Origin of the sequence: Microbacterium maritypicum MF109 (genome assembly GCF_000455825.1) — a bacterium.
GTDB classification, from domain to species: Bacteria; Actinomycetota; Actinomycetes; order Actinomycetales; family Microbacteriaceae; genus Microbacterium; species Microbacterium maritypicum_A.
On sequence record NZ_ATAO01000182.1, the window covers coordinates 39,765 to 51,321 of the forward strand.

The 11,557-nt window shown below is 68.2% G+C and carries 12 protein-coding genes; 5 read left to right on the plus strand and 7 right to left on the minus strand.

Features of this window, described 5'->3' with window-relative positions; genetic code table 11:
- Nucleotides 1–21 precede the first annotated feature (21 nt).
- A complete protein-coding gene (locus tag L687_RS31460) occupies nt 22–1,890 on the plus strand; it encodes a dipeptidyl-peptidase 5 (RefSeq protein ID WP_021199783.1) in 1,869 nt (622 codons plus the stop codon).
- Nucleotides 1,891–1,945: 55 nt separating this feature from the next.
- Here L687_RS31460 and smpB read toward each other — a convergent pair whose 3' ends face one another.
- From smpB to ftsE, 3 genes are all read right to left on the minus strand, one after another.
- Nucleotides 1,946–2,422, minus strand: coding sequence for an SsrA-binding protein SmpB (gene smpB, locus L687_RS31465; protein ID WP_021199784.1), 477 nt, complete (start codon nt 2,420–2,422; stop codon nt 1,946–1,948).
- A gap of 63 nt (nt 2,423–2,485) precedes the next feature.
- The gene (ftsX, locus tag L687_RS31470; protein ID WP_021199785.1) at nt 2,486–3,400 is read right to left on the minus strand and encodes a permease-like cell division protein FtsX; all 915 of its coding nucleotides are present in this window, start codon (nt 3,398–3,400) and stop codon (nt 2,486–2,488) included.
- Complete coding sequence (ftsE, locus tag L687_RS31475) at nt 3,397–4,530, minus strand: cell division ATP-binding protein FtsE (protein ID WP_021199786.1); 1,134 nt, start codon at nt 4,528–4,530, stop codon at nt 3,397–3,399. Before ftsE ends, ftsX begins: the two co-directional genes overlap by 4 nt.
- A 184-nt stretch (nt 4,531–4,714) precedes the next feature.
- Between ftsE and L687_RS31480 the strand changes: the two genes are divergently transcribed.
- Nucleotides 4,715–5,722 carry a DUF2510 domain-containing protein gene (locus L687_RS31480; RefSeq protein WP_021199787.1) on the plus strand — a complete coding sequence of 336 codons (1,008 nt, stop codon included), beginning with the start codon at nt 4,715–4,717 and terminating at the stop codon, nt 5,720–5,722.
- A 198-nt stretch (nt 5,723–5,920) separates the two neighbouring features.
- Nucleotides 5,921–6,997 (plus strand): DUF2510 domain-containing protein, encoded by a 1,077-nt coding sequence (locus L687_RS41870; protein ID WP_021199788.1) that lies wholly within the window; start codon nt 5,921–5,923, stop codon nt 6,995–6,997.
- A gap of 54 nt (nt 6,998–7,051) precedes the next feature.
- Here L687_RS41870 and prfB read toward each other — a convergent pair whose 3' ends face one another.
- Nucleotides 7,052–8,161, minus strand: coding sequence for a peptide chain release factor 2 (gene prfB / locus L687_RS31485; protein ID WP_021199789.1), 1,110 nt, complete (start codon nt 8,159–8,161; stop codon nt 7,052–7,054).
- A gap of 121 nt (nt 8,162–8,282) precedes the next feature.
- On the opposite strand from prfB, the gene L687_RS31490 reads away from it, so the two are divergent.
- On the plus strand, nt 8,283–9,542 hold the full coding sequence (locus L687_RS31490) for an MFS transporter (RefSeq protein WP_021199790.1): 1,260 nt from the start codon (nt 8,283–8,285) through the stop codon (nt 9,540–9,542).
- Nucleotides 9,539–10,099, plus strand: coding sequence for an NUDIX hydrolase (locus L687_RS31495; protein ID WP_021199791.1), 561 nt, complete (start codon nt 9,539–9,541; stop codon nt 10,097–10,099). Before L687_RS31490 ends, L687_RS31495 begins: the two co-directional genes overlap by 4 nt.
- 78 nt (nt 10,100–10,177) lie before the next feature.
- Here L687_RS31495 and L687_RS31500 read toward each other — a convergent pair whose 3' ends face one another.
- Genes L687_RS31500 through L687_RS31510 form a run of 3 tightly spaced genes read right to left on the minus strand, consistent with a single transcriptional unit; the run spans nt 10,178 to nt 11,419 of the window.
- Nucleotides 10,178–10,618: a pilus assembly protein TadG-related protein gene (locus L687_RS31500; protein ID WP_046398939.1), complete on the minus strand. Its 441-nt coding sequence runs from the start codon at nt 10,616–10,618 to the stop codon at nt 10,178–10,180.
- Nucleotides 10,615–11,070: a hypothetical protein gene (locus L687_RS31505; RefSeq protein ID WP_021199793.1), complete on the minus strand. Its 456-nt coding sequence runs from the start codon at nt 11,068–11,070 to the stop codon at nt 10,615–10,617. The genes L687_RS31500 and L687_RS31505 overlap by 4 nt, the downstream gene beginning before the upstream one ends.
- On the minus strand, nt 11,039–11,419 hold the full coding sequence (locus L687_RS31510; protein WP_021199794.1) for a TadE/TadG family type IV pilus assembly protein: 381 nt from the start codon (nt 11,417–11,419) through the stop codon (nt 11,039–11,041). The genes L687_RS31505 and L687_RS31510 overlap by 32 nt, the downstream gene beginning before the upstream one ends.
- Nucleotides 11,420–11,557: the final 138 nt, after the last annotated feature.

Consider the following 11,557-nt stretch of genomic DNA (forward strand, 5'->3'; position numbering starts at 1 on the left):
AGCGCCCCATAGGCTCGAAGCATGACGTCGTCCCCCTACGGTTCCTGGCCTTCGCCTTTCTCCGCGGCATCAGTCGCGGCGTCCTCTCCTCGCATCGACGGCGCCCGCTTCGTCGGCACGGAGATCTGGTGGGGTGAGTCGGTGCCGTCCGAGAAGGGACGGGTGACGGTACGGAGTTCCACGGGCGCCGAGGTCCTCCCCGCGCCCTGGAACGCCCGCTCCCGCGTGCACGAATACGGTGGCGGCGCCTGGACGGCGGACGATCGGGGGACGCTCTACTTCGTCGACGCCTCAGACCAGCGGGTGCGCCGCCTGACCCCCGACGGGGATCTCGTCACGCTCACCGCTGCCGGTCCCGCGCACGGAGGTCTGCGCGTGCAGGACGGACGTCTGCTCGCCGTGCGCGAAGACCTCTCGACCACACCGCACCTCCGCGCGATCGTCGAGATCCCGCTCGACGGCTCCGCCGCAGAAGACGAGTCCGCGGTCAGCGTGATCGTGCAGGGCGAGGGGTTCTTCGCCCACCCCGCATTCTCCCCTGACGGGACCCGCGCCGCGTGGGTCGCCTGGGAAAGGGGGAAGATGCCGTGGGAGAGCGCGCGCGTGCAGGTCGCCGAGGTCGACGGAGGCCTCCCGCGGACGATCCCCTCGCGAGCGGCGCTGCAGCCCGAGTGGCTCAGCGACACGGAACTGGTCTTCGCCGACATCGCCGATGACCGCTGGACACTCCACCGCATCGCCATCGACGGGGTGACGCCTTCCGGATCCCCGCGGCCGCTGGCCCCGTCCGATGCCGACACGGGCTACGGGCTCTGGGTGCTCGGCAACCGCTGGTATCAGCCGTTGGAGGACGGCCGCATCCTCGCCGTCCGCACGAACGGGCGCGACGACGTCGTCGTGATCGACACCGGAGGGGGCGAGAGCATCATCGAGTTCCCCGGCGACGGTCATGTGAGCGTCGATGCGGTCCGCGGCACCCGGGTGCTGCTCTCCGGCAACGGTTCCCGGGTGGCGGCGGGGCTCTGGTGCGTCGATATCGAGTCGGGAGAGGTCGTCGCCGTGCGCGGCGGGGAGCCCGTCGATCCGCGCTGGATGCCGGCGTCGATGTCGATCGAGATCGACGGTCCGCACGGCGCCGTGCACGCATTCGCCTATCCGCCGGCGAACCCCGACGAGGAGGCCCCCGACGACGAGCTCCCGCCCTACGTCGTGCTGGTCCACGGCGGACCGACGGCGCATGTGACCGGGGCAGCCTCGGCAGCGATCGCCTTCTACACGAGCCGCGGGATCGGCGTGCTCGACGTGAACTACGGGGGCTCCACCGGCTATGGTCGTGCCTATCGCGAACGCTTGGACGGCCAGTGGGGTGTCGTCGACGTCGACGACGTGATCGCGGCGGCGCGCGGCCTGGCTGCCACCGGGCTCGCCGACCCCGACCGTCTGGCCATCCGCGGCGGATCGGCAGGCGGCTGGACCGTGCTGTCGGCACTGGTGCGAGGCGGAGCCTTCGCCGCGGGGATCAGCCGCTACGGCGTCGCCGACCTGCGCATGCTGGCCGCGGAGACTCATGACTTCGAGGCATCGTACATCGACGGTCTGGTGGGCCCGCTGCCCGAGTACGAGCATCTGTACGTCGAGCGTTCACCGCTCACGCACACAGATCGCATCACTGTCCCGGTCCTGCTCCTGCAGGGCGGCGAGGACCGCGTCGTCCCTCCATCCCAGTCCGAGGCGATCCGCGATGCTCTGGCAGAGCGCGGCATCGAGCACGAGTACGTCCTCTATCCCACCGAGGGACATGGTTTCCGGAGCGCGGAGACCATCGTCGACTCCCTCGACCGCGAGCTGGCGTTCCTCGGCCGCGTCTTCGGCTTCCACCCGCGCCCGTGACGGGCTGTCGACTCGTCACGGCAGTGCCGGAGAGTCGGGGCCTGAGAGCCCGGGGCTACTCTCCCACGCGATTGCGCAGACGCATGGCACGGTCGGCCTCACGGGTGTCCTGACGCTCGCGCAGGGTCTGCCGCTTGTCGTATTCGCGCTTGCCCTTCGCCAGGGCGATCTCGACCTTGGCACGACCGTCGGAGAAGTACAGCTTCAGCGGGATGAGGGTGTATCCCCCGGCCGAGACGGCGTGCGCGATCTTGGCGATCTCCTCGCGATGGAGGAGCAGCTTGCGGATGCGTTTGGCCGAGTGGTTCGTCCAGTGCCCCTGCGAGTACTCGGGGATGTGCACGGAATCGAGGAAGACCTCGTTCCCCTTCACGAACGCATAGCCGTCACTGAGGTTGGCGCGACCCTGACGCAGCGACTTGACCTCGGTGCCGGTGAGCACCATCCCCGCTTCGTACGACTTCTCGATCGTGTAGTCGTGACGTGCGCGACGATTGGTCGCGACGACCTTCTCTCCGCGTTCCCTGGGCATGATGCTCTCCTGTTGCCGTGATGAGCTCGATCGATCGTTCCGACCGAGCAGCCTTTCAGGCTATCAGGTACGCAGCCAGCGTCGGATCGCGAAGCCGGCGGAGAGCGCGGCGAGGATCACGCCGATCCCGATCAGCACGGGAACCACGAGAGCCGCGTCCTGCATCGTGACCCATGTGGTGATGAACGGCACCCTCCCCCGCAGGTAGCCGTTGACCCCGAAGTGCATACCGGCGACGACGGCGACGCTGGCCAGAGCCGAGCCGAGGAAGGCGGCGAACACGCCCTCGAGGACGAACGGCGTCTGGATGAAGCGGTTCGAGGCTCCGACCAAGCGCATGATGCCGATCTCCTTGCGCCTCGCATACGCGGACAATCGGATGGTCGTGCCGATCAACAGGGTCGCCGCGATGAGCATGAGCACGGCGATTCCCACCGCGATGTAGGTCGCGACCGTCAACGCGGAGAACAACGGCTCGAGATACTGCAGCTGGTCCTTGACCTGCTCGACCCCGGCCTGTCCACTGAACGCCTCGGCGAGCACCTGCGACTGACCAGGGTCCTTCATCGTGACGAAGAACACCTCGAACGCCTGGTCGGGCGAGAGCACGCTCGCCTGGTCCGCGCCGAGCTGGTCGACGAGCTTGGCGTACGTCTCTTCCTTCGTATCGAAGGTCATGGAGCTGATGAGCGGCTTGAGCGCGTCACCCTCGAGCTGAGCCCGGACGGAGGCGACCTGCTCCTCGCTCGCCGCGCCGTCGAGGCACGTCTCGGATTCCGAGACCGCCGAACACATGTACACCGCCACCTGGGCACGTTCGGCCCAGTACCCGCGCATGACCCCGATCTGCCCCTGCATGAGGATCGCGGCGCCCACGAACGTCAAGGAGACGAAGGTGACGAGCACGACGGAGATCACCATCGAGATGTTCCGCCGCAGGCCGCCCAGGGCTTCGGTCAGGATGAGTCCGATTCTCATGAGGTCGGGCCCACTTCCTCGTCGTCTTCATCGGAGAGTCCGAGGCGATCGGCGACGCCGAGCTCGGCGACGTCCACCGTCGGCAGAGCGATCGGATGGGTACGCGGCCGGATCACCGTCGGAGGTTCCACGACAGCACGAGGCTCCGCGACAGCAGGGGTCTCCGCGACAGCAGGAGGCTCCACGACTCCGGCCGCGGCGCCGGTCTCCGGGGAATGCACCGGCTCCGGAGGTTCGACCGTGCGCGGGGCCGGGGGAACCACGGTCTCTCCCTCGCGGTCGACGGAGGACGCGGCCGCCTTGCGCTGAGTGCTGAGCTCCTCGGCCAGCGCGGCACGCACCACCGAGAGATCGGCTGTCTGACGCTGCACCTCCTGGACCGCGGTGAGAGCAGCCGCCGCCGCCGCTCCGCGCACCTCCTCCGGGACGAGGCGCGGGATGTTGGAGGTGTCGCCGTATCCGCCGTGCACCTCGTCGCGCACCATCTCCCCATCACGCAGCTCGATCACTCGGCGCTGCATCTGGTCGACGAATCCGGCTTCGTGCGTGGCCATCAGCACAGTGGTGCCGCCGGCGTTGATGCGAGCGAGCAGCTGCATGATGTCGACCGACGTCGCGGGGTCGAGGTTTCCGGTCGGCTCGTCGGCGAGCAGAACCTGGGGACGGTTGACGAGGGCTCGCGCGATGGCGACCCGCTGCTGCTCTCCACCCGAGAGCTCGTGGGGCATCCGCTTCTGTTTGCCGTCGAGCCCCACGAGGGCGAGAGCCTCCGGAACCGCCTGCTGGATGAAGCCGCGCGACGAACCGGTCACCTGAAGCGTGAACGCGACGTTCTGGTAGACGGTCTTCGAAGGCAGCAACCGGAAGTCCTGGAAGACCGACCCGATGTGGCGGCGGAAGTACGGCACCTTCCGGTTCGCGAGCGCGCGCAGGTCTCTGCCGAGCACCGCGACCCGCCCCGACGTCGGGACGTCTTCGCGCAGAATAAGGCGCAGACAGGAGGACTTGCCGGAACCCGAGGCTCCGACGAGGAAGACGAACTCCCCGCGTTGCACCTCGAAGTCGACTCCGGAAAGGGCGGGCTTCGACGTCCCGCGGTAGCGTTTCGTGACGTTCTCGAACCGAATCATGGCGCTACGAGCCTACGTGCGGGCTGTCGCCTGGCCGCGAGCGACACCCCGCACGGCGCTTCCGCCCTCAGGGCCGGATGGGGAGAGCTCCCCATCCGCGACCCGGTGGCGCGTCGCCTCCCACTGCTATACATGAAGATGTCGGCTGCAGGAAGCAGCTGCCGAGTTCTTTCAAGGGGGAGCCATGACAACGCCCGCAGGATGGTACGACGACGGATCGGGTCGACAGCGCTGGTGGGACGGCCAGCAGTGGACCGAGCACTTCGCCCCGGAGGCCGCGGACGCCGCGGTCGATCCCGACGCGCACGCCGGGTCCTCGGAACAGGCCGGGTCCTCGGCATCGTCGATCGACGACACCGTGATCCGTGCATCCGACGACACCGCGACCACACCCTCGTCGCCGGACGCGACCGCACCGACGACTCCCCTGAGCGACGACCTCGGCGCCTACTCCGCACCAGCCGCTCCGGCCGCTCCAGCCGCCCCGGCGGAGGTTCCGACGCCGTCGGCCGACGTCTACCCCGGCACCGCCCCGGCGTACTCCGGCAGCACGACGGGGTATCCGGCTGCAGCCCCGTACGGGCAGCCTGCCGTCGAGGAACCGAAGAAGCTCTCGATTCTCGGACTCGTCGGGCTCGGGCTCGGGGTGCTCGGCACCATCCTGGTCTTCATCCCGGTGATCGGATTCTTCGGCTTCATCCTGCTCGGCGCGGGATTCATCGTGTCGCTCATCTCGCTGTTCCTCAAGGGGAAGAAGTGGCCGGGCATCGCCGGACTCATCCTGGCGGTCGTCGGGACGATCATCGGCATCGTGATGTCGTTCGTCTACCTCTTCGCCTTCGCGCAGGGAGTGAGCGAGGAGATCGACAAGCTGCCCACCTCTTCTCCGTCGATCGAGGCCACCGCGCCGAGCGATACCGACGGCTCCGAAGGAACGGATGTCGGAGTTCGTCCGACCGCTCCTGAGGTCGCGCAAGGTCTGACGGCGATTCTCGCCTCGTCGGGTGCAGAGGGGTACACCGAGGCTCAGATCACCTGCCTCGCCGACCTCTTCGTCGCCTCCGACCTCGACAATGCGACGCTGCGCACGATCGCCGACAGCGACGGCACCCTCACCGACACCGATGCCCTGTACGGTGTCGCCGAGGTGCTCGGCGACACCGATGCGATCACCGGGTGCTTGGTGCCCTGACCCGTCCCCAATGGGCCAAGAAGGCCTCGGGAGCACCGTGCTCCCGAGGCCTTCTTCACGTGATCGTCTTCTCATTCGACACAGACCCCGCAGCGCCGCTACCGTCGTCACTGACGGCCGAGCCCCTGTGGAGAGGCCTGCGTAGCGAGACGACCTCACCACGCATCCGCCGACCGAGAAAGACGCACGGAACGCCTGATGACAACACCTGCCGGTTGGTACGACGACGGCTCCGGAAACCGACGGTGGTGGGACGGACTGCAGTGGACGGAGCACGTCGTCACCGGGCAACACGCACCCGCCACCGAGACGACCGCAGCCGAGACGACCGCAGCCGAGACGACCGCAGCCGCGTCGACCCCCGCCGGGTCGACTCCGGAACCGGCCGCACCTGTCGTTCCCTCCGCCGACGCCGAGCAGACGCCCTTCGTCCCGCCATACACGCTCGCCGGCCAGACGTTCTCTCCATCGGCTGCCGCAGCACCCCAGACCAGCACGACCTCCGCGCCCTATGGCGGGTATCCGGCGGCCACGTGGCCGGTGACTCCTTCTCCGCAGCCTGCGGCCGGAGTGCCGGTGGTGGGCATCTTCGGCCTGGTCGCCGTCATCGTCGGCGTCGTCAGTGCCTGCATTCCCGCGATCGCGATCGCCGGATGGGCCCTTCTCGCGGTCGGGTTCGTGATGTCGCTCATCTCCCTGTTCCTCCGCGGAAGGAAGTGGCCGGGGATCACCGGTCTCGTCATCGCCGTGGTCGGTGCGATCCTCGCTGCCGCTGTGTCCTTCCTGGTGGTCGCGACGACCTCGTCGCCGGATACCGACGGCACGTCGTTCGGCACTCCCAGCGAACGGCCGACGGATGGCGGCACCGCCACCGAGAGCCAGGACCCCTCGTCGATCGAGGGTGCCGAGATGGTGCCCTTCGCCGACCTCGAAGTGGGCGACTGCCTGCCATTGGTCGAGTACGGCGAAGACGAACTGGTGTTCGAGCTGCCCGTGGTTCCCTGTGAGCAACCGCATACCGACGAGGTCTTCTTCATCTACGACGTCGAGGACGGCGAATTCCCCGGCGACGACGTGCTGAACGAAAGTGCGTGGAACGGCTGTTATGAGGCGTTCGAGGCGTATGTCGGCAGATCCTACGAGGCTTCCGAACTCGACTTCTACAACTACCAGCCGACGAAGGCGACCTGGATCCGGGAGAACGACCGCACCGTGCAGTGCATCCTCTTCAGCTACGAGGATGTGACCGGGACCCTCCGCGACTCCGGGCGCTGAACGCGCGCGCGCAGCAAGAAGGCCCCGGATCGCTCCGGGGCCTTCTTCGTGGACTCAGTCCTCGATCTTGCGCTTACGCCAACGGATGCCCGCGGAGATGAAGTCGTCGAGATCGCCGTCGAAGACGGCCGCAGGGTTGCCGGACTCCTGACCCGTGCGGAGATCTTTCACCAGCTGCTGGCCGTAGAGGAAGTAGGAGCGCATCTGGTCGCCCCAGCTCGCGGTGATGTTGCCCGCGAGCTCCTTCTTCTTCGCCGCCTCCTGCTCCTTCTGCAACAGCAGCAATCGGGTCTGCAGCACGCGCATCGCTGCGGCGCGGTTCTGGATCTGCGACTTCTCGTTCTGCATGGAGACGACGATGCCGGTCGGGAGGTGGGTGAGGCGCACGGCCGAGTCGGTCGTGTTGACCGACTGCCCACCGGGACCGGAGGAGCGGAAGACGTCGACGCGGATATCGCTCTCCGGGATGTCGACCTCGGTGGCCTCCTCCATCAGCGGGATGACCTCGACGGCGGCGAACGACGTCTGGCGCTTGTCGGCCGAGCCGAACGGGCTGATGCGCGCGAGGCGATGCGTTCCGGCCTCGACCGATATGGTGCCGAAGGCGTAGGGCGCGTCGATCTCGAAGGTCGCCGACTTGATGCCCGCGCCCTCTGCGTAGGACGTGTCCATGACCTTGACCGGGTACTTGTGCCGTTCCGCCCAGCGCAGGTACATGCGCATCAGCATCTCGGCGAAATCGGTGGCGTCGTCGCCGCCCGCGCCGGAGCGGATCGTGATGATCGCGGATCGCTCGTCGTATTCGCCGTCGAGCAGCGTCTGCACCTCGAGCTGGTTGATCAGTTCGGTGAGGGCGGCGAGTTCGGCACGAGCCTCCTGTGCGGAGTCCTCATCGCCCATCTCGTTCGCGAGCCCGACGAGCACCTCGAGGTCGTCGAGACGCTGAGCGATGCCGGTGATGCGGGCGAGCTCGGACTGACGGTGGCTGAGTGCGCTGGTCACCTTCTGCGCGTTCTCGGTGTCGTCCCAGAGGTCGGGGGCGCCGGCCTCCTCGCTGAGACGCGCGATGTCGTCGCGGAGACGGGAGACATCGACGACCTCGCTGATGTCGCCGAAGGTGTGCCTGAGCGCCTGGATTTCGGCGGAGAGATCTAGTTCGAGCATGACACCTCAGCCTAACGTGCCGCCTGCCCGCGCGGGGACCCCGTCGTCCGAGATCCCTGGTCGAGCGGAGTAGCGTGAAGCTGTGAGCAGTGCATCGACGGTCCTTCGGCAGTTCGGACCCATGGTGTACCTGCCGACGATCCTCTTCGCACTCGGCGAGGGAGCCGTGATCCCGCTGATCCCGGTGCTCGCCGCATCCATGGGCGCAGACGTGGCGTTCGCGGCACTCGTGGCCTCCGCGCTCGTCATCGGGCAGCTGTGCGGGAATCTCCCCGCCGGATGGGCAGTGGGCAAGATCGGCGAGAGATACACGATGGTGATCGCCGGCGTGATCGCGATCGTCGCCGGGATCGGGATGGTGTTCGCGCCGTCGCTGGGCGTGCTGGCGGCATCCGTGTTCCTCCTCGGGATCTGCGCGGCGGCCTTCGGTCTCGCCCGGCACGCCTTCATGACCACTCGGGTGCCGGTCGCCTTCCGCGCGCGCTCCCTCTCCCTTCTCGGCGGCAGCTTCCGCCTCGGCATCTTCATCGGACCGTTCGTGGCCGCAGGACTCCTGCAGCTGTTCGGGAGTGAGAGCGCAGCGATCTGGTTCTTCCTCGCCTGTCTCGTGGTCATGGTGGTGCTGGTGCTCTTCGGGCCCGACCCGGAGAAGATGATCCCTCCTGTTCCGGCGAGCGCCCACGAGCGCTATCTGGAAGACTCCGGCGAGGCGGTGAGCGGGTCGATCCCGACAGTCGAACGCCTGGGCATCTTCCAGACGATGTGGCGCCAGCGGGCGGTGCTCGGACGCCTCGGACTCGCCGCCGCGTCGCTCTCCGCCGTGCGCTCGGCTCGTCAGGTCGTGCTGCCGCTCTGGGGACTGTCGCTGGGATTGGACGCCTCGACCATCGCCCTCGTCGTCGGTGTCTCCGGGGCCATCGACTTCGCCCTGTTCTACGCGAGCGGGCAGGTGATGGATCGCTTCGGTCGACTGTGGGCGGCGATGCCCGCGATGGTGCTGATGGGAGCCGGCTTCCTCGCGCTGTCCTTCACGCACGACGTCGATGCGGCGGTGCTGTGGTTCGGCATGTTCGCCGCGGTCCTCGGTGTCGGCAACGGCCTGTCGAGCGGGATCCTGCTGACCCTGGGCGCCGACGTCGCGCCGAAGCGCGAACCCGCGGCCTTCCTCGGTTCCTGGCGCACGCTCACCGACGCGGGCGGGGCGATCGCTCCGCTACTGGTCTCGGCCATCACCGCTGTCGCCGCCCTGCCGTTCGCGGCGGCCGCGATGGGTGTGGTCGGTCTGGTCGGCGCCCTCGGCTTCCTGCGCTGGATCCCGCAGTTCGTCCCTCGCGAGCGACCGGAAGCCGACGACGACTCCTCCGAAGGAGAGCAGGAATGATCTCGATTCTGGAAGCGGACGCCCACCGCCTGATCTCGGCCTTCGCTCCCCGATCGGAGCGCGACCGCGCCGCGCAGGCCGACTTCGCCTCGTTCTTCGGGGCCGACGGAGGCCCGGTGCATCGTGAGTCGGGCCCGGACCACCTCACCGCGTCATGTGTCGTGTTCGATGTGTCGCTCGAGCACACGCTGCTCGTCTTCCATCGCAAGGGGCAGTTCTGGGTGCAGCCGGGAGGTCACGTCGAGGACGGAGACGATTCGGTCCTGAGCGGTGCATTGCGCGAACTGCGCGAGGAGACGGGTATCGCGGTGGACCCGGCGGCCGCACCTCTCGCCTACGATCTCGACCATCACGGACTTTCCTCCCGCTTCGGCTCCTGCGCCTCGCACCTCGACGTCGGGATCGCCGTGGTCGTCGACCGCGACGCTGCCCTCACGGTGAGCGAGGAATCGGAAGCCCTGCGCTGGTGGCCGGTCGACGCGCTGCCGGCCGAGGTGCCGCCGCAGCTCGTTCCTCGACTCGACGGACTGCTCGCGCAGCTGCGCTCCCCACGCTGATCCCCAGGGGCCGGTCACCGCAGGGGCCGGTCACCGCAGGGGCCGGTCACCGCAGGGGCCGGTCACCGCAGGGGCCGGTCACCGCAGGGCGGTGCGACTCGTGGCGGTCGACTCCAGCGGGACGCCGTCGGGCACGAACACGGACACCAAGGGCGGTCGCCACTCCGCCGTGACGGTGACTCGTGCGGTGACGCCGTCAGGCGTGCCTGCGGCGGTGATCGACGCCTCCCCCGGCAAGGCGGACACCATCGCCTCGGCTTGCTGCTCGACGCCGTCATCCGTGAGTTCGGCACGCACGCTGCCGTCGCGCACCGCCAGGGTGAAGCCGTCCGCTCCGGCGAGCGCGGCGGAATCGGCGAGCGCATCCAACCGCTTCTGGGCGATGTAGAGATCGGTCGCGCAGACGCACACGAAGATCACAGCCAGAGCCAGAAGCACGTAGCCGAGGGTGAGGAGCAGCACACTCCCCTCTTCGTGGTCGCCGACGGCGCCCGTCCCTGTCCGGGACAGGTCTCTCATTCTGCGCCCCACAGTCGCGACACCTTCTGCACCGCTTCGGCTTGCACGGGGACAGCGGTCGAGCGATCGAGTCCGAGCATCTCCGGCACCAATGGAAGCCGCACCGACGTCGTGACGGTGACGACGATGGTCGCCCCGGCTGACGGGCACTCGACCGCGCGTGGGGTGCAGGCGATCGTCAGATTCACCGCTTCCTCATCCAGACCGTACTCGTCCACGATCCCCGCCAGCACCGCATCGCTCCTCTCCGCCGCCGTCGTCGCATCGGGTGCGCGCGCGACGACACGGGCGACGTGCCGTGCTGCTGCCTCGGCTCCGAGCGTCTGTTCCTGGATCGCACCGAGCGCGATCACGAGATAGATGAGCGGCACGAGAAGGATCACCCCCACCGCGATGAACTCGAGCGCGGCCGATCCCTCGTCATTCTTCTCCGAAAGTCTCGGCAGGTGCACGAGCCTCCACCTCCATCGCGAGGGGGAGGCCGATCAGTCCGAGCAGCGGAAACGTCGTGCGGACCCGGACGTCGACCGTCTCGTACGGCGGGGCGCCGGAGAAGCCGATTCGGATGTCCTCGGCGTAGTCCGCCCCCACCGCTCGCGAGATCACGTCTCTGGTGCGTGCGATGCCCTCCTCCGGGGTCGTATCGGCGAGAGCCGCGTGGTAGGCGCCTTCGACGGCAGCGTCGTGCACCACGTTGCGCACGTACACCGCGAAGGCGAGCTGCAGCACAGCGAGTGTGAGGGCGGTGAGGAGCGTTCCGACCAGCACGAACTCCACCGGGCTGGAGCCGCGATCATCCACGCAACCACTCCGGTCCCCCATGTCAGAGCCCCGAGACCCTCTGGATCGCCTGCTCGAACAGCGAGGTCAGAGCAGGACCGGCGACGGCCCAGATGAGCACCACCAATCCCGCGGTCATCAATGTGACAGGTGCTAGAT